Source organism: Serratia sp. UGAL515B_01 (assembly GCF_033095805.1).
Lineage (GTDB): Bacteria > Pseudomonadota > Gammaproteobacteria > Enterobacterales > Enterobacteriaceae > Chania.
In genome coordinates this window covers 607,807-631,028 of the sequence record NZ_CP109901.1, presented here as the reverse complement: position 1 = coordinate 631,028, position 23,222 = coordinate 607,807, and the positions used below count along the sequence as shown (strand labels likewise).

Genomic DNA, 23,222 nt, shown 5'->3' with positions numbered 1-23,222 from the left:
CTCTCCGTTTTGTGCCTGTCGCTGCAAGATCAAAAAAAGACTTATGTATGATCTTTTTGTCTAAACGTTAAAACTCTTTTCTCAGCCAGCTATTGATACGCTTAAACCAATTGCCCACCGAGGCGCGTTTTTCTACTTCTGCCTCACTGTTCATGTGAGATTCTTTTCCGTAATGCAATAGCCCGACAGCTGTCGAATAGTAAGGTTCTTGTGCATAATCAGTCAGCCCCGTAATATTAAGGGGTTGACCAATGCGAACCTGAGTATGGAATACCCGTTGCGCGCAGGCAGCCAAGCCATCAATCTGAGCAGCCCCACCAGTCAGTACAATACCTGCGGCCAGATGATGTTTCACCCCTTGGCCCCGAAGTTGCTCTTGCAATTGCAAAATTTCATCGTTGACCAGATTCAATAACTCGGTGTAGCGCGGCTCAATAACTTCAGCCAGTGTCTGTCTTTGCAGACTACGCGGAGGACGCCCTCCGACGCTAGGAACCTCTACATTCTCATCCTTGCTGACAATTGCTCCAAGTGCACAGCCGTGTCGAACTTTTATCGCTTCTGCATCTGTTGGTGGCGTACCGAAGGCGTAGGCAATATCGCTGGTGACCACGTTCCCGGCATAGGGGATAACTTTAGTATGGCGCAGTGCACCACCAGTATAAACCGCTATATCCATGGTGCCACCGCCAATATCAACGACACAGACACCAAGTTCACGTTCATCTTCGGTCAACACTGCATAACTGGCAGCCAAACCGGCGAAAATAAGCTGGTCCACTTTCAGGCCACAACGTTCAACAGCTTTGACAATATTCTTCGCCATATCATTATGGCAGGTAATCAAGTGTACTTTAGCATGCATGCGTACGCCTGATAGACCAACCGGGTTCTTGATCCCTTCCTGATAGTCAATAGCGTATTCCTGGGGAATAACATGCAGGATACGGTGTTCATCACGTACACGCACAGATTTGGCAGTGTGTACCACGTTCTCTACGTCTTCCTGAGTCACTTCCTCTTCTGAAATAGGTACCATCCCAATTTCATTCTGACAACTGATATGTTTGCCAGATAATGCCAGATAAACCGAAGAAATCTGACAATCAGCCATCAGTTCAGCCTGATCGATAGCACGCTGTACGCATTTGACTACCGACTCCAGATCGTTAACGCCACCCTTATCCATTCCGCGAGACGGACAGCTACCCACCCCGATAATGTTGATCATGCCATCGGGTAGAACTTCCCCTACCAATGCGGAGACCTTTGCAGTACCTATCTCCAGTCCAACTACCAGTTTTCTGTCCGTCGACTTGATCATTGTTGTTTTGCCTGTGCCTGATTCTGTTGCTGATTGCTGTTTGTCCGATCGCCTGCCACCTGCCCGCTAACTGACGGATCGAAGAACGCCGGAGCCCAACCGACCGAAGCACCCGAGTCATAACGCAAGTCGACATAGCTGATACGTTTATTTTCCGCTTGCGCCTGTTGTAATAACACCGGATAAAGCCCAATAAAGCGTTGTAGACGCCCTACAGGGTCATCACGCCCCAGCTCCAACCGAACATCGTTATCCAAAACTAACTGCCATGAGTGCCGAGCAGTCATAGCCACCATTTTCAACGTATACTTGCTGGCTGCCAACACGCTGTTCATGGTGCGATAACCTTCCAGAACATCCTCTTCACTGCCTTCTGGGCCGTAAAGCAACGGTAATTTCTGTTTGCCTAAACGACCTGCCGGAACACTAAACGATTTACCGTCAACATCAATCATGTGCAAATCGTTCCAATATGCTACTGGAACGTATTCCACCAGATGGATCCTCAACTCATCAGGCCATTGCTTACGCACGCTGGCCTGCTTGATCCACGTCATACGTTCAATCTGCTGCTGAATAATGTCCACACCCTGTGTCATAAACGTTCCCGGCGCTCCCAGCGCCAGAATAGCCTGGCGAATATCATCGTTGGTGGTGTAATGGCGTTCACCTGTTACTACCAGCTTTGAAAGCGGTAAACGACTGGCATCTTTCATCCAACCAACAACTACCCATCCGCCCCACACAAGCGTTCCCAACACCAGCAGCAGAAAAATCATTCCTGCCAATTGGGTGCCGTTGCTACGACGCGTACCGTTATCCGTCTCGCGTTCGCGCGTATTTAGAGCAGCTTGCGGCATCTCAGTCGGCCAGCGCCAAAATTCTTGCGACCAACTGCGAGAAAGTTAAACCAAACTGACGCGCAGCCATCGGAACCAGACTGTGGCTGGTCATGCCAGGAGAAGTATTCACTTCCAAAAGATAGAAACCACTATCGCTATCCTGCATAACATCAACACGTCCCCAACCACTACAACCCAGCCCACGGTAAGCACGCAATGCCAGTTCAGCTATTTCGGCTTCCTGCTGTGCATCCAGGCCACTGGGGCAAAAATACTGCGTATCGTCCGAAAGATATTTGGCCTGATAATCGTAAAACACACCAGCCGGTTGGATACGTATAGAAGGTAGTACTTGATCACCCAGGATCGCCAGGGTGTATTCAGGGCCGCTCAACCACTTTTCTACCAGTACGTCATCATCATGGCGGAAAGCCTCTTCCAATGCGTTTTCAAGAGCGCTAAGTTCGATCACTTTGCTCATGCCAACGCTAGAACCTTCGCGACTTGGCTTAACGATCAATGGCAGGCCAAGACCGTCAATCGCTGCAAGCAAACTCCCTCGTTCACTGCCAAAATAGTGCTGACGACTCAGCGCAACGTAAGGTGCTACGGGTAGCCCCATAGATTGCCACACCATTTTGGTGCGCCACTTGTCCATGGTCAGTGCCGATGCCATCACGCCACTGCCGGTATAGGGTAGCTGTAAATAATCCAACAGGCCCTGTAACGTACCATCTTCACCACCACGGCCATGCAAGGCAATAAACACCTTGTTGAAGCCATGCTCTTTCAACTGTGTGACTGGAAAATCATGCGGATCGATAGCGTACGCATCAATCCCTGCTTCTCTCAACCCTGCAAGTACGGCAGCACCAGATTGCAAAGAAACTTCACGTTCTGCAGAGGCCCCACCCAGCAACACTGCAACTTTATCTGCCATGGTGCTCCTCCAATTTATTCAGTGCTTTCAGCTTCTGTTCTGCAAGTTTGCGCGCAATCTTACCAACATTACCCGCCCCTTGTACCAGCACCAGGTCATCACCTTGTATAAAGTGCGCTAAAGTCGCAGGTACAGTTTCCACGTCGGAAACCAAAATAGGATCAAGCTTGCCTCGATTACGAATAGTTCGGCATAAGCTACGGCTGTCGGCACCTGGAATAGGAGCCTCGCCTGCCGGGTAAACATCCAGCATCAGCAATACATCAACCTGTGACAAAACGTTCGCAAAATCATCGTACAAATCGCGAGTACGCGTATAACGGTGTGGCTGGAAAATCATCACCAACCGTTTACTTGGCCAACCCGCACGTGCTGCCTTGATAGTCGCATCAACTTCCGTTGGATGGTGGCCATAATCATCCACCAGCATCGCATTGCCCGACTTGCCGTTAACCCCTAACAGAGGGAACTCGCCCAGAAAATCGAAACGCCGTCCCGTCCCCTGAAAACCTTCCAAGGCAATTAGGATGGCCTCATCGGCGATACCTTCTTCCGTAGCGACTGCGACCGCTGCAGCCGCATTCAAGGCGTTATGCCTTCCTGGCGCATTCAAGGTGACTGTAAGCAGGGGTTTATCTTGGCGGCTCAGGGTAAAATGCCCTTGATGACCCACCTGGCGGTAGCTCTCTATGCGAACATCCGCATCTTCATTAAAGCCGTAGGTCGTGATATGGCGCCCAACACGCGGTAATAGCTCACGAACAACAGGGTCATCAACACACATTACTGCACGCCCATAAAACGGCAGGTTATGCAGAAAGTTAATGAAGGTCTGTTTCAAATTCTCGAAGTCACCATGGTAGGTATCCATATGGTCGGCTTCGATGTTGGTAACAATCGCCACCATCGGCTGCAAGTGCAAAAAAGACGCATCGCTTTCATCCGCTTCTGCAATCAGATAACGGCTGGAGCCCAAGCGTGCATGGGTGCCAGCTGCTTTGACCAATCCACCGTTAACAAACGTTGGGTCAAGGCCAGCCTCTGCATAAATGCTGGAAACCATCGCCGTTGTGGTTGTTTTGCCATGGGTACCAGCAATAGCGATACCATGGCGATAACGCATCAACTCCGCCAGCATCTCGGCCCGCTGGATCACCGGAATACGCGCCTCACGGGCTGCGACAATCTCCGGGTTATCCGCGGGGATAGCGGTGGAGACCACAACAACGCTGGCATCCAACACATTCTCTGGGCGATGATGAAAATAAATTGTTGCACCAAGTTCACTCAACTGTTGAGTTACCGCGTTCGGTGCCAGGTCGGAACCACTGATCTGATAACCTTCATTGGCCAACACCTCGGCGATACCACCCATGCCAGCGCCACCAATGCCAACAAAGTGTATGTGCCGGACGCGTCGCATCTCAGGCACGAAAGTACGTAATTTCGCCAATTGTTGTGTATTCATCACTCTCTCTATCCGGGTTCAATCTGCGAACCCCATCTGACCTATTCTTCATCAGGCCCGGCACACCAAGCCCTGTATTATTTGGCTACGCGAATAATTTCCGCTGCCACACGTTCCGTTGCATCAAGGATCGCAACCGTACGTGCTTTTTCAGCCATTGCCAGTAACGTTTGGCGATCCCAACTCGCTAGCAGATCAGCCACCACACTGGCAGTAAACTGAGGTTGTTCGATAATTTTTGCCGCACCAGCCTCTTCCAGCGGGCGTGCATTCCAGTATTGCTGGCGATCTTTGTGCTGAAATGGGACAAAAATGGCCGGTAATCCTGCCGCTGCCACTTCACTGACAGTCAGCGCACCAGAGCGGCACACCACCACATCCGCCCAAGCATAAGCCGCTGCCATATCATCAATGAACTCGGTCACTTTGTGTTGACTCTGCCCTAACCTTTCGTAGTCTTGCAAAACGGTTGTCAACGCGCCTTTACCAACCTGGTGCCAAAGCGTAATTCTATCGCCTAAAAGCGCGGCGACTTCAGGAACTGTCTGATTCAGTACACGAGCCCCCTGGCTTCCGCCAAACACCAATACGCGAACAGGCCCTAAACGACCACTCAAGCGTTCAGATGGTAGGGGAAGTGCCAGAACATCGGTACGAACAGGATTACCAACCACTGCTGCATTCGGAAAAGCTCCCGGAAAAGCCTGTAAAACCGTCCTGGCGATCCGGGCCAACCAACGATTGGTAAGGCCAGCAATGCCGTTTTGTTCATGCAGCACCACTGGAATACCGCATAACCAAGCCGCTAAGCCGCCAGGACCAGAAACGTAGCCCCCCATTCCCAGCACCACATCAGGCTGGTAGTTGTGCATAATCGTTTTTGCCTGACGTACCGCACGCCAGATCCTGACAGGAGCGGTAAGCAGAGCCTTCAGCCCTTTGCCGCGCAGGCCAGAAATACGAATAAAATCGATCTCTATCCCATGTTTAGGTACCAGATCGGCTTCCATCCTATCTGCAGTTCCAAGCCAGCGAACCTGCCAGCCCTGCGCCATCAGATGATGCGCGACAGCCAAACCAGGGAACACGTGCCCGCCGGTACCGCCTGCCATCACCATTAAACGCTTAGCTTTACCGCTCATCCGCTACCTCTTCACAAACGCCTGAGCTTTAGTCAGGCGTGTTTCATAATCAATGCGCAACAACAGTACAATCGCCGTCGACATAATAATTAGGCTTGAACCACCATAACTGATCAGCGGCAACGTCAACCCTTTGGTTGGCAGCATACCTGCGGCAGCACCAACGTTCACCAACGCCTGGAAGCTGAACCAGACGCCTATCGAACACGCCAGAAAACCGGAAAACCGTTGATCAATCTCCAACGCCCGGCGCCCAATCGACATAGCGCGAAAAGCGACGAAGAATATCATTAACAAGACCAAAACCACACCGATATAGCCCAATTCCTCACCTAAAATGGAGAAAATGAAGTCAGTGTGTGCCTCAGGTAAATATTCCAGTTTCTGCACTGAGTTCCCAAGTCCTTGCCCCCATAACTCTCCGCGCCCAAAAGCCATCAGCGATTGGGTCAGTTGATAGCCACTACCAAACGGATCGGCCCACGGATTCCAGAAAGAAGTGACACGGCGCATGCGGTAAGGCTCTGCAATGATCAACAGCACCACAGCAAACACACCGGAACCGATAATTGCCAGAAACTGCCACATTTTCGCCCCAGCAAGAAACAGCATCGCCAGAGTGGTAATAAACAAAACAACCACGGTTCCCAAATCAGGCTGCGCCAGCAGCAATACCGCCAATACTACCATCACCCCCATCGGCTTACAGAAGCCCCAAAAGTTGCTGCGAACTTCTTCAACCTTGCGTACCAGATAGCTCGACAGGTAGCAAAATAGCGCCAGCTTGGACAATTCGGCAGGCTGAATGCGCAATGGCCCCAGGGAGATCCAGCGTGATGCGCCATTAACGGAACTACCCACAACCAGAACGATTAATAGCATAACCATAGAAAGCAGTAGCATAACGTTGCTGTAACGCTGCCACACTTGCATGGGAATACGCAGCGTTACCAGTGCCAAAGCAAATGCTAAGGCAAGGTAGATCGCATCACGTTTGGCAAAAAGGAAAGGGTCCTCGGCCAAACGCTGGCCAATAGGCATTGATGCCGAAGTCACCATAACGAAACCAACAGTTGCCAGACCAAATGTCAGCCAAAGCAGGGTACGGTCATACAACACCATATTGACCTGATCGCTTTCACGCGACCCCATAACCCAATCTCTCAGTTTGTTAGCAAGACCAAACGTCGGCATCCGAAGTCTCATCCACCAAGCTCCTTCGCCAAACGGCAAAACTCATCGCCACGCTCTTCAAAATTACGGAACTGATCCAAGCTGGCGCAGGCTGGGGACAGTAGCACCATATCGCCCGACTTCACGCGGGAAGCAATGATTTGCATAGCTTGTTCCATCGTTTCAGTTCGCACAGACACTTCCGGGCGCAACCGTGCAAGCTGTTCTCCATCACGGCCAAAACAGTACAAGTGGATATTGCCACCCTGTAAATAACGCGCCAGCGATGAAAAATCAGCAGACTTGCCATCCCCCCCCAATAGCAGATGTAGAACCCCGTCGATATGCAACCCATTTAAGGCAGCTTCAGTGCTGCCAACGTTAGTCGCCTTAGAATCATTAATCCAGCGCACACCTTCATGCTCCCATACCAGTTGAAAGCGGTGCGCCAAGCCGGTAAAAATTGTCAAGGCTTTCAGGCTGGAAGCTCGTGGCACTTTGACGGCATCAGCCAACGCCAGAGCAGCAAGCGCATTGGTGTAGTTATGACGTCCAGTAAGTTTCATCTCGCGAGTATTGAGGATCTTCTCACCATTTACCCGCAGCCAGGTTTCCCCCTGCTGCCGATTAAGGTGGTAGTCACCGACGTCAACACCAAAGCTGATACAGCGTTTATCAGCACCATGCTCTGGCATAGTTAGCGCATCATCCGCGTTTACCACACAGACATCTGCATTTTCATAGATCCGCAGTTTGGCGGCACGATACTGTGGTAAACCCAATGGATAACGATCCATATGATCTTCGGTCACGTTCAGGATCGTGGCAGCAGCCGCACGCAGGCTGTGGGTGGTTTCCAGTTGGAAACTCGACAACTCCAACACGTAGAGTTCGTACTCGTTATTCAATAGGCTCAACGCTGGCAGACCGATGTTGCCACCAACACCTACCGCCCAACCTGCTGTTTTGGCCATTTCTCCGACCAGCGTAGTCACCGTACTCTTTCCGTTGGACCCGGTGATCGCCACGATAGGTGCCTTAGCTTCACGGCAGAATAATTCCACATCACCAACAATCTCTACCCCGGCATCTGCCGCTGCGTTCAAGAACGGGTTTGCCAACGCGACCCCTGGGCTGGCGACAATCAAATCTGCAGCCAGCAGCCACGCCTGATCCAGCCCCCCCAGATGCCGTTCAACGCTCTCTGGCAATTTATCCAACCCTGGCGGCGAAATACGGGTATCCATAACACGCGGCGTAACGCCTCTCGTCATAAAGAAATCAACACAAGACAGACCGGTGAGGCCCAACCCGATGATGACGATTTTTTTACCCTGATAATCCACCATAATTACCGTACCTTCAGGGTTGCCAGGCCAATTAGCACCAGCATCAATGAAATAATCCAGAAGCGTACGATGACGCGTGGTTCGGGCCAGCCTTTCAGTTCATAGTGATGATGAATCGGCGCCATGCGGAAAATACGTTGTCCACGTAATTTGAAAGACCCTACCTGCAAGATCACAGACAAAGTCTCTACCACAAACACACCGCCCATAATGACCAATAAGAACTCTTGGCGCAGTAGCACGGCGATGGTGCCTAACGCCCCTCCCAATGCCAAAGAACCAACGTCACCCATAAAGACCTGCGCCGGATAAGTGTTGAACCACAAGAAACCCAAGCCAGCACCGACTATTGCTGTACAAACAACCACCAATTCACCCGCATGACGCAGATAAGGGATATGCAGATAATTGGCGAAGTTCGTATTACCCGTCGCCCAAGCCACCAACGCGAACCCAGCAGCGACAAACACGGTTGGCATAATCGCCAATCCATCCAGCCCATCAGTCAAGTTGACCGCATTACTGGTGCCAACTATCACAAAATACGCCAGCAGCACATACAACAAACCAAGCTGTGGCATGATGTCTTTAAAAAATGGCACAACCAGCTCAGTGGCTGGCGTATCCTTTCCTACTGCGTACATGGTAAATGCGACCGTCAGTGCGATCACCGATTGCCAGAAATACTTCCAGCGGGCAATTAGCCCCCTGGTATCCTTGCGCACGACCTTGCGGTAATCATCAACAAAACCCACGATTCCATAACCCACCAGCACGAACAGTACGCACCAAACATAAGGATTCGACGGATATGCCCACATCAAAACCGAAATAGTAATTGAGGTCAGGATCAAGATACCGCCCATAGTCGGCGTACCACGTTTACTAAAGTGTGACTCTGGGCCGTCGTTGCGTACCACCTGACCAAATGACATTTCCTGCAGGCGCTTGATTACCCTTGGCCCCATCCACAGAGAGATAAACAGCGCAGTCAACAGGCTGACAATGGCTCTGAACGTCAGGTAAGAAAAGACGTTGAAACCCGAGTAATATTTAACTAAATGCTCGGACAGCCAAACTAACATGGTGCTTTCTCCTGTAAAGCGCGTACTACCTGCTCCATTGCGGCACTACGTGAGCCTTTAATTAACACGGTAATTACCGCATATGCTGACAGTAATTCCGCAACGCGCGCGGTCACTATTGTCTTGTCCTGACAATGTTCGCCGTTACTGGCAGCAGAACACAGTATTTTACTAAATGGCCCAACGCCGATGACTTTATCAATACCGGCTACTCGAGCAGCTTCACCCAACTGACGGTGATACTCTTCAGCTTCCTCCCCCAACTCAGCCATATCGCCGACGACCATCACGCGATAGCCGGGCATCTCAGCCAACGTCTGTACAGCGGCCTTCATTGACCCCACATTGGCGTTGTAACTGTCGTCCAGCAATAACTTGTCTTCTGCCAACACAATGGGGAATAATCGCCCCGGTACGGCTTGAAGTTGTTTTAATCCAGCGCTTACCGCTTCAAGTGATGCACCAACCGACATCGCCAGCGCTGCAGCTGCCAACGCATTAGCAACGTTATGGCGTCCCGGTAGCGGCAATACGATCGCCATCATTCCGAACGGGCTATGCAGAGTAAAATGAGTTTGTCCCCCTTTCACTTGTACATCGCTGGCATAGAAATCGACTGCTTCATTTGCCTGCAGCGAGAAGCGCCAGGCTTTTTTACCCTCTAATTGCACCCTCCAGCCTGGCTGGTCATTACTATCGGCATTGATAATTGCAATACCGTTCGCAGGCAAACCAGAATAAATCTCTCCTTTAGCCTGAGCGACACCAGCCAGTGAGCCGAAACCCTCTAGATGTGCGGCTGCCAGATTATTTACTAGCGCACTCTGCGGTTGCGTCAACGAGGTGGTATAGGCAATTTCACCAATATGATTCGCCCCCAACTCAATGACGGCAAAATCGTGCTGCGGCTCTAGACGAAGCAACGTCAGCGGTACGCCAATGTCGTTATTGAAATTACCGGCGGTGTGCAGAACATTGCCGCACTCGCGCAAAATTGAGGCTGTCATTTCCTTCACCGAGGTTTTGCCCGATGAACCGGTCAGCGCCACAACTTTAGCGGGTACCTGCTGGCGTACCCATGCACCAAGCAGACCCAAGGCAAGGCGAGTGTCTTTTACAATCAGTTGTGGCACATCCACCAATAAGCGCTTACTTACCAGGAGTGCACCGGCACCTGAGTCAACAGCATCAGCGGCAAAATCATGCGCATCAAAACGTTCGCCTTTAAGCGCAACAAACAGACAACCCGTAGTGATCTGCCGCGTATCCGTTGTCACTTCAGTAAGTTGGCAATCAGCGCCGAGCAATTCAGCGCCCAATATATCGGCCAACGCCTTAATTGAGACAGAGATCATGCCACACCTCCCAACAACCGTGCGACAGTAGTCCGATCAGAGTAATCTAATCGGCGGTTACCCACTAATTGGTAATCCTCGTGACCTTTTCCCGCCACCAAAACCACATCTTGTTCTTTTGCCTGCATAATAGCACTGGTAACGGCCTCTGCACGTCCATGGATCACCTGCACACGCCCCGAATCCAGCAACCCGGTCAGAATATCTTTGATGATCGACTGTGGATCTTCAGTACGGGGGTTATCGTCTGTCACGACTACACGGTCAGCAAACTGCTCGGCAATCCCTCCCATAAGTGGGCGCTTACCTTTGTCACGATCGCCTCCACAGCCAAACACACACCAAAGCTCTCCCTGACAATGCAGGCGAGCCGCTTCGAGGGCTTTTTCTAGCGCATCGGGGGTATGGGCATAATCTACTACAACGGTCGGTTTACCAGGGGCATTGAATACTTCCATACGGCCACAAACGGGCTGTAATTGATTGGCGGTTTTAACCAGTTCATCCAACGAATAACCGAGTGATAACAGTGTTGCCAGGGCAAGAAGCAGGTTACTGACGTTGAACGCCCCCATCAGACGACTTTCAATTTCACCCTCACCCCAACTTGAGCTAAAGTGAACGGTTGCGCCGTTATCGTGATAGTTCACCGCAATTGTTTTCAACCAACGCCCGCTGCAATCAGGCAACGAATTATCTTGCATAGTGACAGCAACTGCATCCGGTAATTTTGCCAACCAGCGCCGTCCGACTTCATCATCAGCATTGATGATTGCGTGCCCGACGTCATGATTAGCAAACAATGACCATTTCGCTGCTTCGTAGCTGGCCATATCACCATGGTAATCCAGATGATCACGGCTCAAATTGGTAAATACAGCAGCAACAAACGGTAAAGCAGCTACTCTGTGCTGCACCAGACCATGTGAAGAGACTTCCATTGCGGCAAAGGTTGCCCCAAGCTCCGTAAGGTCATGCAGGATATGCTGAATATCTACCGCTGAACCGGTAGTATTTTCTGTTGGGCAAATTTGATCCAGCAGCCCGTTGCCGACTGTTCCCATTACAGCCGCTTTCTCACCCAGCAGTTCACTCCATTGCGCCAGCAATTGTGTCGTAGTGGTTTTACCATTGGTACCCGTAACGCCAATCAAACTAAGGCGTTCTGCAGGCTGATGATAAAAACGCCCAGCCAAAGCAGAAAGACGCTGATTGAGCTGGTTCAAGTAGATCACTGGCACGCCATGCAGTTCACAGACTTTACCGTCTTCTGCCAGCCCTTCAGCCTCAGCGATAACAGCAGCAACACCTTGTGCGATGGCTTGCGGAATATACTGGCGTCCGTCCGTCTGATGCCCAACAACGGCTAAAAACAGATCCCCGGCAGCCGCGATACGGCTGTCTAATATCATTTCCCTAAGCCTGCGCTCGGGTGCTGATGGCACCCACGGAGCGAGTAAATCGCGCAAATTACGATCTGCCACCTGAACCCTCTTTACTGTTTATGACTAATTCGCTTTTGTCACCGGCAGGCAGCGCATCTGGCTCAATATTCATGATCCGTAGCACGCCTCCCATAATGGCACCGAACACCGGTGCAGAGATCGCACCGCCGTAATAGCTTTCACCTTGTGGGTCATTAATGACCACTACCAAAGCAAAACGCGGTTGGCTGGCAGGCGCTACGCCAGCAGTATAAGCGATATATCTGTTGACGTATTTACCATCCGGTCCGACTTTCTTTGCTGTACCAGTCTTAATCGCAATGCGGTAACCCTTAATGGCAGCTTTCACACCCCCACCGCCAGGTAAGGCGACGCTCTCCATCATATGCACCACCGTGCGTACTATTGGCTCAGGGAAGATTCGCTCCCCGGCAACCGGAGGATCGACTTTAGTGATCGATAGTGGGCGATATATGCCCAAACTGCCGATCGTTGCGTAGACTCGCGCTAACTGTAACGGTGTTACCATTAGCCCATAGCCGAAAGAGAAGGTGGCCCTCTCTATGTCAGACCACCGTTGTTTTTTTGGGTATAAGCCACTGCTTTCTCCGACCAGCCCCAAATTGGTCGCTTTTCCCAGCCCAAAACGTGAGTAAGTATCTACTAACGCTGAGGATGGCATCGCTAACGCCAGCTTTGAAACGCCGACGTTACTCGACTTCTGCAAGATCCCAGTAATGGTCAGTTCCGAATAACGTGCCACGTCTTTAATCTCATGGCCGTTAATGCGGTAAGGGATGGTATTGAGCACGCTGTTTTCTTTCACCACGCCATGCTGCAATGCCGTCATTACCACCATCGGCTTCACTGTGGAACCAGGTTCAAAAATATCGGTTATGGCACGGTTACGCATGGTGTCTTTTGGCGTATCCATCATATTGTTTGGGTTGTACGAGGGGCTATTGGCCATCGCTAATACTTCGCCGGTATTGACATCCACCAGCACGGCAGTACCGGACTCCGCCTTGTTGAAAGCCACTGCATTGCTCAGCTCCCGGTAAACCAAGGCTTGCAAACGTTCATCAATGCTCAATGCCAGATTATGCGCCGCCTGGCTGTCCACGGAAGAAATATCCTCGATGACACGACCGTAACGGTCTTTACGTACAATGCGTTCACCGGGTTGACCTGTCAGCCAGCGATCAAAGCTCTTTTCAACCCCTTCAATTCCTTCACCATCGATATTAGTCACACCAATAATATGAGAGGTTACTTGCCCTGCGGGGTAATAACGCCGAGATTCCTGACTTAGGTAGATCCCTGGCAGCTTCAGCTTATGGACGTAGTCACCTATTGCCGGGTTAACCTGGCGTGCAAGGTAAATAAACCGCCCTTTCGGATTGGCATTAATTCGATTCGAGAGCTGATCAAACGGAATTTCCAACGCTTCAGAAAGCGCCTTCCAACGCGAATCCAGCGTGATCCCACCATGCTCGTTTAGTTCTTTCGGATCTGCCCAAACGGCATTCACCGGGACACTCACGGCCAGTGGGCGCCCTGCTCGGTCACTGATCATGCCGCGTGCAGTAGGGACCTCCTGTACGCGTAATGAACGCATATCACCTTCTTTTACCAGTCGTTCAGGATTGATTACCTGCAGATAAGCCATACGCACGATGAGTCCCCCCAACGCCAGTAAAATACAGCCACACAACAGCGCAAAACGCCAGCTGACAAAGCTGGCTTGATCTTCCTGACGTTTGAGCTTACCTGGCCGTACTGCTTTCATGCGTTTCTCTTTTTGCTCCGTGTCGTTATTTCGGCTAAATCATTTATGGTTTGACGATGATATTTTCCTGTGAGGCATCAACGTGCTGCATGTGTAACTTCTCGATGGCGACTTGTTCTACACGACTATGATCGCCAAGCGCGTTCTCTTCCAAAATCAGGTTTCGCCATTCGATATCCAGCGCATCCCTCTCTAAAACAAGCTGCTCACGTTCAGCTGTCAACAAGCGCGTTCGATGCGCCGTCGTCACCACAAAAACAGCGGAAACCAGCGCGGCCAGCAAAAGAATCAGCGGGATCTTGCCATTACGCAGCAAATCACCGCCAATAACGCCGACTAAGCTGTGACGCTCGCCAATCACACTGGCATCCTCTCTGCTATACGTAGCACTGAGCTGCGAGCACGTGGGTTTTCCGCAACCTCAGTTTCAGAAGGCATCATTTTGCCCAATGCTTTTAGTGTGCGCCCCCCCATCTCACGAAGCTGTGCCTCTGTTAGCGGAATACCCGCTGGAACCTGTGCGCCACGGCTGTGATGACGCATAAAACGTTTGACGATGCGATCTTCAAGCGAATGGAAACTGATAATCGATAGGCGCCCCTGTGGGGCCAGTATCGCCAGTGCGCCATCAAGGGCACGTTCGATCTCTTCGAGTTCGCTGTTGATATAGATACGGATCGCCTGGAAACTGCGCGTTGCTGGATGCTTATGTTTTTCACGGACCGGGCTGGCATTAGCGATTAAATCAGCCAGTTCCTTGGTACGCGTCATCGGTTGCGCAAGGTTCCTTTCTACAATGGCGCGAGCAATACGTTTGGCAAAACGCTCTTCACCGAAAGTTTTCAGAACCCAAGCAATGTCATCCGCCTCAGCTTTCATCAGCCATTGAGAGGCTGATTGGCCACTAGAAGGATCCATGCGCATATCCAGCGGGCCATCACGCATGAAGGAAAACCCCCGCTCAGCGTCATCCAACTGAGGGGACGAAACACCAAGATCGAGCAGAACACCGTCGATTTTACCAACCAAACCACGCTCCTGTGCGTAGTGTGATAGCTCAGAAAACGGACCGTGTATGATAGTAAAACGCGGATCTTCAATAGACTGAGCCGCAGCAATTGCCTGCGGATCACGATCAATTGCCAACAGGCGCCCTTCTGGCCCCAGTTGAGACAGAATCAAACGAGAATGGCCACCGCGACCAAAAGTACCGTCGATGTATATTCCATTACTGCGAATGTTAAGGCCATTGACGGCCTCATCCAACAGGACGGTTGTATGCTTATAGTTTTGCTGCATGCTTATAATGACAAATCCTGTAGCCGCTCAGACAATGGTTGCTGAGTGGACTGTTCAGCGTCGATATCATCCTTGACTTGTTGATACCAGGTCTGTTCATCCCACAGTTCAAACTTGTTGAACTGCCCAACCAGCATCACTTCTTTGGTAAGCCCGGCATGTTGGCGCAGCGTACTGGCTAACAGCAACCGACCGGCACTATCCATCTGACACTCGCTGGCATGCCCTAAAAGTAAGCGTTGAACACGGCGCTCAGCGGGATTCATGCTCGACAGACGAGATAATTTTTGCTCAATGATTTCCCATTGGGGTAACGGGTAAAGCAGTAGGCAGGGCTGATGGAGATCAATGGTGCAAACCATTTGACCTTGCGATTCCTCATTCAGTAAATCCCGGTAGCGGGTAGGTACAGCAAGCCGACCTTTACTGTCGAGGTTAACCATCGTTGCTCCACGGAACATGCCTGAGCTACTCCCTGGTGACTTTTTTCACCACTTTACACCACAATTTCCCACACACATGGAGTTTACGGAGGGTATGAAAACCTTGTCAAGCCAGAGAAAGATCGGTTAGGCAATATTTCTCTAGTCATTTTGCGAACGAACTCACGAAAGGAACTTTATTTATTTAATAAATAAAAAATAACACCATGATTAAAGAGGATTATTTTACAATCGAGAAAAATGAGAACAAAACCATCAAAATTGACGATTAAATAACTCAATGACTTCCTTCTGCCACACAAGTCTCACTTTTCAACATAGCAATCACAGATGACCACCTGTTTAAATCCGCATTGGAAAAAGGCTTAACCTTGGTTAGTTCATTTGAGCTTGAATGTCATAACCCATTGACTTAATGAGCATAATGAGGACTTGGCGACTTACTACGCACTATTTTACTTCAATTATCTCTTTAAAAAACACGCGTAAAATTACACCATTTGGAGATGGCTTACCATGCAATACAATTTAAATCTAGCTGGCAAGATTTTTTCCAAAACACCCGTTTACAATTAATCTCAGGAACTCAGCAAATTTAAGAGTATTCCCATTAACGGTGTCATAAGAATCATAAAACAAAGAAAACACCATAACACATTGTTTTAAATGAGTTAAATAAAAAGATCATTCTTAATTTATTGGTTTTCTCCTTCATCAAGCAGGATGAAACTCAAGCAAACGGTAAAAAATAAGGTGACTCCTTGATTAAAAGTAAAATATAAAAATGGCAAAGTGCTTATAGCAGAGTATTTAACTACTTTTATACATAAAAGAACATTAACGCTATAGAGTTTAAGAAAAACGCTTCTCTGATTTTTGCCTTGATGACAAGCTGTTAGCGCTTACAGTTTGTGAGTTGAACGCGACTTTCGCCACACTCAGAGACGTGCTTCAGAATGAGGGGCATACATACAAAACACCCCCCTTTTGATTTATTTTCGACTCAAACTTCCGCGGCGGAATAAATTGCGACGAATACGCGTCAGACCTGCTTTAGGCTTATGCGGTTCGTCAAGACTGGCAAGCACGAGTTCAAGCACCCTTTCAGCAACATCACGATGGCGCTGCGCCACAGCGAGCACCGGACACTCAAGGAAATCAAGTAACTCATGATCACCAAAAGTAGCAATGGCTAAATCTGCCGGCAAACGTCCATATTGTTTAAGCGTCACATCCATTACCCCCTGTAACAGAGAAAAAGACGTGGTAAATAGCGCCTGCGGCATAGGATGTGTTTTTAGCCATTCGGCAAACAGAATACCCGCAGCATCACGCTCGTAGCTGTTAGCATAGAGATAATCCACCTGGCGTTCATCATCCTGCCAAGCCTGACGAAAACCCTGTTCACGAAGGAAGCTGACTGAAAGTTCAGGCAGAGCACCAAGATACAGCACCGATTTAGCCGGGAAGCCGCGAAGTTCCTGTGCAAGAGCAAATGAGTCCTCCTGATCGGAACCAACGACGCTGATAAAATGCTCACGATCTAGGGCACGATCCAATGCAATAATCGGGAACGGATCGTTGGCCCAGCGTTGATAGAAAGGATGTTCAGGCGGTAGTGCTGTTGAAACAATGATCGCATCAACCTGGCGCTGCAGTAGATGTTCAACGCAACGCATCTCATTGTCCGATTGATCTTCAGAACAGGCAATAAGCAGTTGATAACCTCGTTGACGTGCCTGACGTTCGAGATAATTGGCAATACGCGTGTAACTGGTATTTTCAAGATCAGGTATCACCAAACCGATTGATCTTGTGCGGCCTGCACGCAACCCAGCAGCGACAGCATTTGGGTGATAGTTGTGTTCCCTGACTACGGCCATCACTTTCTCGACGGTTTTATCACTGACACGATATTGCTTCGCTTTGCCATTGATGACATAACTGGCCGTAGTGCGCGAAACGCCTGCGAGACGCGCGATTTCATCCAGTTTCACGTTAACCCCTTTAATGACGCTGAAAATAGAATAGAAACAAAATTGCGGTTATACCTTAATCGCTTTCAACTTGCGCGCAAATGCAGCTGATTGAAAGGATAAAGATAAAAGTAACCCTGCCTCACAGGCACTATGATTATTCACCCCTGTATTTGGATCTAACAGCAGAACTCATTGATGAGCAATCGCTTTTGCAGATAAGGTGCCAGTAAAAGGGCAAAAAGTAAAAAGAAAGGGCGTGGTCTGCAAGCCACGCCCTCTATCCAGAACCAGACTGTTGACGTATGTTAAAAAGGTTTTAACCTATATTCTTCCGTTGCACTAGGCTGTGTATCTAAGACGAAAAAATACCTTGTCATCAACCTCAACAGTAAAGCAACTTTAACGCATGATCTTGTCACCGCGCGATACACCTACAATTCCCGAACGCGCCACTTCAACGATTTCAGCCACTTCACGTACAGTATTGAGGAAAGCATCGAGTTTATCACTGGTGCCCGCTAGCTGGACGGTGTAAAGGGAAGCGGTCACATCAACAATCTGCCCACGGAAAATATCTGTACTACGTTTTACTTCTTCACGCCCATAGCCACTAGCCTGGAGCTTCACCAGCATAATTTCGCGTTCAACGTGCGCCCCCTGGATCAATTCAGTAACACGCAGCACATCGACCAGTTTATGCAGCTGTTTTTCAATTTGTTCCAGGATCTTCTCATCTCCCACCGTCTGGATCGTCATACGTGACAGAGTAGGATCGTCCGTTGGTGCCACCGTCAAACTTTCTATGTTATAGCCGCGTTGAGAGAACAGTCCGACAACGCGCGACAACGCACCGGATTCATTTTCCAGTAAGACAGATAAGATACGGCGCTTCATCAAGTTCTCTCCGTTTTGCTTAACCACATTTCGTCCATGCTTCCACCGCGGATCTGCATCGGATAAACATGTTCGGTTTCATCGACGGTCACATCAACAAACACCAGACGTTCTTTTTCTGCCAACGCCTGTACCAACTTGCTTTCCAGCTCATCGGGTGTGCGAATTGCTATCCCTACGTGACCATAGGCTTCTGCCAGTTTGACAAAGTCTGGTAGGGAATCCATGTAGGACTGTGAATGACGGCCAGAATAGATCATATCCTGCCATTGCTTCACCATTCCGAGATAACGGTTGTTCAAGTTAACCACAACAACGGGCAAGTTGTACTGCAACGCGGTAGATAACTCCTGGATGTTCATCTGAATACTACCGTCACCAGTGACACACACTACCGTTTCTTCCGGCAGAGCCAGTTTTACCCCCAGTGCTGCAGGTAATCCGAACCCCATCGTTCCCAGCCCCCCGGAATTGATCCAACGACGCGGCTTATCAAACGGATAGTAAAGTGCAGCAAACATTTGGTGTTGACCTACATCAGACGTAACATAAGCATCACCTTTGGTCAGGCGGTGCAGAGTCTCAATTACAGCCTGGGGCTTAATCGTTCCGCTGTCTTTGTTGTAGCTTAGGCAATTACGCGCGCGCCATTGTTCAATGGATTGCCACCAATCACGCAGCGCATCAAAATCTTGTATTTGCCCATCCTGCTTCAGCAATTCCAACATCTCCATCAGTACCAGTTTGGCATCACCAACAATCGGGATGTCGGCATCAACCGTTTTTGAAATGGAGGTTGGATCAATATCAATATGTAATACTGTCGCATCCGGACAATATTTGAGCAGATTATTAGTAGTACGATCATCGAAACGCACACCGACAGCAAAAATAACGTCAGCATGGTGCATGGTGTTATTGGCTTCATAAGTGCCATGCATTCCCAGCATACCAACGCTTTGCCGATGAGTGCCTGGAAACGCACCAAGCCCCATCAGTGTGCAAGTAACCGGAAAATTGAGTTTTTCTGCCAACTGCAACAGCTCCTGGTGACAACCTGCATTGATCGCCCCGCCCCCTACATACATCACCGGTTTTTTGGCCGATAGCATGGTCTTCAGTGCACGTTTTATTTGCCCACGGTGCCCTTGAACCGTGGGATTGTAGGAGCGCATGCTGACTTCTTTTGGGTAGGAATATGGCATTTTCACTGCTGGACCAACGATATCTTTAGGCAGATCGATAACCACCGGCCCTGGACGGCCAGTAGAAGCTAGGTAGAATGCTTTCTTCAATACGGAAGGAATATCTTCTGTGCGTTTAACCAAAAAACTATGTTTAACTACAGGGCGGGAGATCCCGACCATATCGCATTCCTGAAAGGCGTCATAGCCAATCAGCGAGCTGGGAACCTGACCAGAAAGTATCACCATCGGGATAGAGTCCATGTAGGCAGTGGCAATGCCAGTTATAGCATTGGTTGCTCCTGGGCCTGACGTGACCAGCACAACCCCTACCTCTCCCGTAGCACGCGTATAGCCGTCGGCCATATGCACTGCACCCTGCTCATGCCTTACCAGTATATGATCTATTCCCCCAACCGTGTGGAGGGCATCATAAATATCAAGTACTGCACCGCCGGGATAGCCGAATACGTGCTTAACACCCTGGTCAATCAATGATCGGACGACCATCTCGGCCCCTGACAACATTTCCATGAGTTCGCCTCCAGGCTTACATATCTTCTATAACGCCAAAACACGGCGTCTGTAATGGGGATGACCCCCAAAAATTAATGAACTATCTAGGCTGTGTCCCTTAATTGTCCGTGGTGCCGTCGCAGACCCAAAAGCCCATTATCAAGGCGGAGGGTGAGGGGCAGAGTGCGGTCCTCTGTTCAAGCCCGACAACACAAAGAATGGGCTTTTGGGGCGCGCCCCTAAGGGCTGGGGCCATTTGCGCGTATTGCTGCGTTGTTCGCCGTTTATTTGGCCCACCAAACCTCACGGCTCACGCCTTGCTCTGCGCGTAAATGATCGCCAGCGGCTGTCGCGTACAGTTATGGGACACAGCCTAGGCTTTATCTCTTAACATAACGTTTGACTCAGGGTCAGGCAAACGACATAAAAATTAACAAAAGTAAGGGTATTGCTATCTTGCTGAGGATCGCCGGTCTAAAGTGACAATCCACTAGCTGGACGGAATTTCAGCTAGACATTGTTTTGCACAGTGAAACAATTACAGAAGTATTACTATCTACCCAACGCTCGTGGCATGAGTACCATCACTTTTCCTGATACATTGACTCAATCTCATTGTGATAATGCTGCAAGATGATCTTACGTCGTAGTTTTAGCGTTGGGGTCAGTTCCCCCAACTCCATTGAAAAAGCCCTCGGCAATAGAGTAAATTTTTTCACCTGCTCAAAGAGAGCCAGCTCCCTTTGCAACTCACACAACCGATTTTCGAACATTTCAATAATCTGACCGTTACGCAGCAACTCAAGTCGATCATGATACTTTAGGTTTATCGATTTGGCATATTCTTCCAGCGACTCAAAACTTGGCACAATCAACGCCGAAACAAACTTGCGTGCATCAGCAATGATAGCCACTTGTTCAATAAATCGATCTTGTACCAAGGTTCCTTCTAGCATTTGCGGGGCTATGTATTTACCGCCAGAAGTTTTCATCAGATCCTTTAACCGTTCGGTAATAAACAAGTTACCGTTATCATCGATCGCACCAGCATCACCAGTCTTGAGCCAACCGTCGACGGTAAACGCGCTTGCTGTTTCCAACGGCTTATTGAAATAACCACGCATAACGATTGGGCCGCGAACCTGTATTTCACTCTCGTCACCAATCCGCACGTCTATTCCCGGCAGCGGTTTACCAATAGAGCCAAAGCGAAAATTATTTTCTTCCCAGCAAGATACCGTGGCACAGGTCTCTGTCATACCGTAACCGTATTTTATGTTCACTCCCATCGCCTGGAAGAAAAGGATGACATTGTCATCCAGCCTGGCACCAGCAGCAGGCAAAAATCGAACACGACCACCTAAGAGTGAGCGTAATTTGCTCAACACCAGCTTATCTGCCCAACGATGCGAAAGATCAAACAGCTTGCCAAGCGGTTTTCCTGCTCGTTCCTGCAAGAATTTTCGCTCACCGCAAACAATAGCCCAATGAAATAAAGCTCGACGCAACCATGGAGCACGCGCAACTTTCTCATGCACTGCACTGAAAACCTTCTCATAAAAACGCGGTACTGCACACATTAGTGTTGGCTGTACGGCAACCATCGCTTCACGCACCCACTCGGTGTTTGGTAAATAAACATTCTGCGCACCGGTATGCATAATGAAGAAGCTCCAGGCACGCTCAAAAACATGCGACATCGGCAAGAAACAGAGGGAGACATCATCCTCAGTTACCGTCAGACGATCGTCATGCAATTGCAATTGTGCTGCCATATTTTGGTAATCGAGCATTACGCCTTTCGGCTCTCCAGTTGTACCCGAGGTGTAGATCAGCGTAAACAAGTCCTGCAAGTTACTCTCGGCAATCCGTTGCTGAAACAACTTATTAAAACTTTTAATTTCAACCGCTTGCTCAAAATGACTCAGGTACTCAGCAATATCGCAACCACGCAAATCGGCAGTATCATCGAACACAATAATATGTTTGAGTTGTGGGCACAGGCCACGAAGTGCAATTGCTGCATCTAGTTGCTCCTGTTCGCCGACAAAAACAACACGAATATCAGCATCATTGATTATAAATGCCGCCTGGGTAGGCGTATTGGTGGCATAAAGCGGTACACTGACAGCTCGCAACTGCAGGATCGCCAGATCAGCTAACGACCAAGCCATGCAGTTATTGGCAAAAATAGCGATGCGTTCCTGAACCTCCACACCGAGAGCAAGCAAAGCACAAGCAATATGATGGGTGTGTTGCCCGACCTGCAACCAACTCAGCCGTGTTTCTCCCTGAGGGGACCACTGGCGGAAAGCCGTACGCTCAGCGCGGTAGGAAATCTGATGTTGTATACGATGAACAAGATGGTATTGCGATAAAGTGTTGGTCATAAGCGCCCTGAGCCTGAAATGAATCAAACAGTAGACCGTGATCGAAATTTAAGCTTTCACATATCAGCTTACACGTGTTTACTTTTTTTGCGCAGTCTACCTACTCTATCTAAGCCAGAAAAGGAATTTCAGCGTAGTTGTGTGAGCTTAAATTCAGATTACTTTCACTACTTCGCTGCTGGATTTCGACAAATTGAGAGTCCTTCAGTATTACTGTAAGTACAGGTCGCTATCGAGTAACCCCCGATGACTTCACTCAGATAAGCGCTTCAGATGAGTAATAATTATACCTAAACAAATCGTTCGGAATCGATTTGCATGCCATAGAGGAAGCAACAAAAATGTAATTTCTGAATAGATGTGCTGAATACCGCGACATTTTAAGCTTCAGACGAGTTGGACATGGAACACAGACTCGCAGCGAGTCTTTATTTAGCGACTTGTGTCACATATCAACACCGCGTGAAAAAATTTATAAAATTTTCATTCAACGTGTGAGATAAAGATAAATACTGCAGTGATTCATTTAGTTTAAAACACCAATTATAACTTTTTTTTCAGAATTTCATTTCAAATAATTAAGAAATTTAAAAGTCACCGCTTAA

The 23,222-nt window shown here is 49.2% G+C and carries 18 protein-coding genes; all 18 read right to left on the bottom strand.

Features of this window, described 5'->3' with window-relative positions; all coding sequences use genetic code 11:
- Nucleotides 1-67: 67 nt before the first annotated feature.
- Complete coding sequence (gene ftsA / locus OK023_RS03010; RefSeq protein WP_317694714.1) at nucleotides 68-1,324, bottom strand: cell division protein FtsA; 1,257 nt, start codon at nucleotides 1,322-1,324, stop codon at nucleotides 68-70.
- The gene (gene ftsQ / locus OK023_RS03005) at nucleotides 1,321-2,184 is read right to left on the bottom strand and encodes a cell division protein FtsQ (RefSeq protein ID WP_317694713.1); all 864 of its coding nucleotides are present in this window, start codon (nucleotides 2,182-2,184) and stop codon (nucleotides 1,321-1,323) included. The genes ftsA and ftsQ overlap by 4 nt, the downstream gene beginning before the upstream one ends.
- Nucleotide 2,185: 1 nt before the next feature.
- Nucleotides 2,186-3,106: a D-alanine--D-alanine ligase gene (locus OK023_RS03000; RefSeq protein ID WP_317694712.1), complete on the bottom strand. Its 921-nt coding sequence runs from the start codon at nucleotides 3,104-3,106 to the stop codon at nucleotides 2,186-2,188.
- A complete protein-coding gene (gene murC, locus OK023_RS02995) occupies nucleotides 3,096-4,574 on the bottom strand; it encodes a UDP-N-acetylmuramate--L-alanine ligase (protein WP_317694711.1) in 1,479 nt (492 codons plus the stop codon). The genes OK023_RS03000 and murC overlap by 11 nt, the downstream gene beginning before the upstream one ends.
- A 77-nt stretch (nucleotides 4,575-4,651) precedes the next feature.
- Nucleotides 4,652-5,716: an undecaprenyldiphospho-muramoylpentapeptide beta-N-acetylglucosaminyltransferase gene (gene murG / locus OK023_RS02990; RefSeq protein WP_317694710.1), complete on the bottom strand. Its 1,065-nt coding sequence runs from the start codon at nucleotides 5,714-5,716 to the stop codon at nucleotides 4,652-4,654.
- A 3-nt stretch (nucleotides 5,717-5,719) separates the two neighbouring features.
- Nucleotides 5,720-6,922, bottom strand: coding sequence for a cell division protein FtsW (gene ftsW / locus OK023_RS02985; RefSeq protein ID WP_317694709.1), 1,203 nt, complete (start codon nucleotides 6,920-6,922; stop codon nucleotides 5,720-5,722).
- On the bottom strand, nucleotides 6,919-8,238 hold the full coding sequence (murD, locus tag OK023_RS02980) for a UDP-N-acetylmuramoyl-L-alanine--D-glutamate ligase (protein ID WP_317694708.1): 1,320 nt from the start codon (nucleotides 8,236-8,238) through the stop codon (nucleotides 6,919-6,921). The genes ftsW and murD overlap by 4 nt, the downstream gene beginning before the upstream one ends.
- Before the next feature lie 2 nt (nucleotides 8,239-8,240).
- Nucleotides 8,241-9,323, bottom strand: a complete 1,083-nt coding sequence (gene mraY / locus OK023_RS02975) for a phospho-N-acetylmuramoyl-pentapeptide-transferase (protein ID WP_317694707.1) — start codon at nucleotides 9,321-9,323, stop codon at nucleotides 8,241-8,243.
- Nucleotides 9,317-10,678 carry a UDP-N-acetylmuramoyl-tripeptide--D-alanyl-D-alanine ligase gene (gene murF / locus OK023_RS02970; RefSeq protein ID WP_317694706.1) on the bottom strand — a complete coding sequence of 454 codons (1,362 nt, stop codon included), beginning with the start codon at nucleotides 10,676-10,678 and terminating at the stop codon, nucleotides 9,317-9,319. Before murF ends, mraY begins: the two co-directional genes overlap by 7 nt.
- Nucleotides 10,675-12,162 (bottom strand): UDP-N-acetylmuramoyl-L-alanyl-D-glutamate--2,6-diaminopimelate ligase, encoded by a 1,488-nt coding sequence (gene murE, locus OK023_RS02965; protein WP_317694705.1) that lies wholly within the window; start codon nucleotides 12,160-12,162, stop codon nucleotides 10,675-10,677. The genes murF and murE overlap by 4 nt, the downstream gene beginning before the upstream one ends.
- On the bottom strand, nucleotides 12,149-13,912 hold the full coding sequence (locus OK023_RS02960) for a peptidoglycan glycosyltransferase FtsI (protein WP_317694704.1): 1,764 nt from the start codon (nucleotides 13,910-13,912) through the stop codon (nucleotides 12,149-12,151). The genes murE and OK023_RS02960 overlap by 14 nt, the downstream gene beginning before the upstream one ends.
- A 43-nt stretch (nucleotides 13,913-13,955) precedes the next feature.
- The gene (gene ftsL, locus OK023_RS02955) at nucleotides 13,956-14,273 is read right to left on the bottom strand and encodes a cell division protein FtsL (RefSeq protein WP_317694703.1); all 318 of its coding nucleotides are present in this window, start codon (nucleotides 14,271-14,273) and stop codon (nucleotides 13,956-13,958) included.
- Nucleotides 14,270-15,211, bottom strand: coding sequence for a 16S rRNA (cytosine(1402)-N(4))-methyltransferase RsmH (gene rsmH, locus OK023_RS02950; protein WP_317694702.1), 942 nt, complete (start codon nucleotides 15,209-15,211; stop codon nucleotides 14,270-14,272). The genes ftsL and rsmH overlap by 4 nt, the downstream gene beginning before the upstream one ends.
- Before the next feature lie 2 nt (nucleotides 15,212-15,213).
- A complete protein-coding gene (mraZ, locus tag OK023_RS02945) occupies nucleotides 15,214-15,672 on the bottom strand; it encodes a division/cell wall cluster transcriptional repressor MraZ (RefSeq protein ID WP_317694701.1) in 459 nt (152 codons plus the stop codon).
- A 974-nt stretch (nucleotides 15,673-16,646) separates the two neighbouring features.
- Nucleotides 16,647-17,651 carry a catabolite repressor/activator gene (gene cra / locus OK023_RS02940; RefSeq protein WP_317694700.1) on the bottom strand — a complete coding sequence of 335 codons (1,005 nt, stop codon included), beginning with the start codon at nucleotides 17,649-17,651 and terminating at the stop codon, nucleotides 16,647-16,649.
- A gap of 381 nt (nucleotides 17,652-18,032) precedes the next feature.
- Nucleotides 18,033-18,527 (bottom strand): acetolactate synthase small subunit, encoded by a 495-nt coding sequence (gene ilvN / locus OK023_RS02935; protein ID WP_317694699.1) that lies wholly within the window; start codon nucleotides 18,525-18,527, stop codon nucleotides 18,033-18,035.
- Entirely contained in the window at nucleotides 18,527-20,245 is a 1,719-nt protein-coding gene (gene ilvI, locus OK023_RS02930) for an acetolactate synthase 3 large subunit (RefSeq protein WP_317694698.1), read from the bottom strand. Before ilvI ends, ilvN begins: the two co-directional genes overlap by 1 nt.
- A 566-nt stretch (nucleotides 20,246-20,811) precedes the next feature.
- Nucleotides 20,812-22,617 carry a long-chain fatty acid--CoA ligase gene (locus OK023_RS02925; RefSeq protein WP_317694697.1) on the bottom strand — a complete coding sequence of 602 codons (1,806 nt, stop codon included), beginning with the start codon at nucleotides 22,615-22,617 and terminating at the stop codon, nucleotides 20,812-20,814.
- Nucleotides 22,618-23,222 lie beyond the last annotated feature (605 nt).

What these genes read in the sequence shown, in the direction of transcription:
- mraZ (WP_317694701.1), bottom strand. Translation starts at nt 15,672, where the DNA reads ATGTTCCGTGGAGCAACGATGGTTAACCTCGACAGTAAAGGTCGGCTT.
- murD (WP_317694708.1), bottom strand. Translation starts at nt 8,238, where the DNA reads ATGGTGGATTATCAGGGTAAAAAAATCGTCATCATCGGGTTGGGCCTC.
- OK023_RS02925 (WP_317694697.1), bottom strand. Translation starts at nt 22,617, where the DNA reads ATGACCAACACTTTATCGCAATACCATCTTGTTCATCGTATACAACAT.
- OK023_RS02960 (WP_317694704.1), bottom strand. Translation starts at nt 13,912, where the DNA reads ATGAAAGCAGTACGGCCAGGTAAGCTCAAACGTCAGGAAGATCAAGCC.
- ilvN (WP_317694699.1), bottom strand. Translation starts at nt 18,527, where the DNA reads ATGAAGCGCCGTATCTTATCTGTCTTACTGGAAAATGAATCCGGTGCG.
- ilvI (WP_317694698.1), bottom strand. Translation starts at nt 20,245, where the DNA reads ATGGAAATGTTGTCAGGGGCCGAGATGGTCGTCCGATCATTGATTGAC.
- ftsA (WP_317694714.1), bottom strand. Translation starts at nt 1,324, where the DNA reads ATGATCAAGTCGACGGACAGAAAACTGGTAGTTGGACTGGAGATAGGT.
- rsmH (WP_317694702.1), bottom strand. Translation starts at nt 15,211, where the DNA reads ATGCAGCAAAACTATAAGCATACAACCGTCCTGTTGGATGAGGCCGTC.
- ftsW (WP_317694709.1), bottom strand. Translation starts at nt 6,922, where the DNA reads ATGAGACTTCGGATGCCGACGTTTGGTCTTGCTAACAAACTGAGAGAT.
- ftsQ (WP_317694713.1), bottom strand. Translation starts at nt 2,184, where the DNA reads ATGCCGCAAGCTGCTCTAAATACGCGCGAACGCGAGACGGATAACGGT.
- murG (WP_317694710.1), bottom strand. Translation starts at nt 5,716, where the DNA reads ATGAGCGGTAAAGCTAAGCGTTTAATGGTGATGGCAGGCGGTACCGGC.
- OK023_RS03000 (WP_317694712.1), bottom strand. Translation starts at nt 3,106, where the DNA reads ATGGCAGATAAAGTTGCAGTGTTGCTGGGTGGGGCCTCTGCAGAACGT.
- murF (WP_317694706.1), bottom strand. Translation starts at nt 10,678, where the DNA reads ATGATCTCTGTCTCAATTAAGGCGTTGGCCGATATATTGGGCGCTGAA.
- murC (WP_317694711.1), bottom strand. Translation starts at nt 4,574, where the DNA reads ATGAATACACAACAATTGGCGAAATTACGTACTTTCGTGCCTGAGATG.
- mraY (WP_317694707.1), bottom strand. Translation starts at nt 9,323, where the DNA reads ATGTTAGTTTGGCTGTCCGAGCATTTAGTTAAATATTACTCGGGTTTC.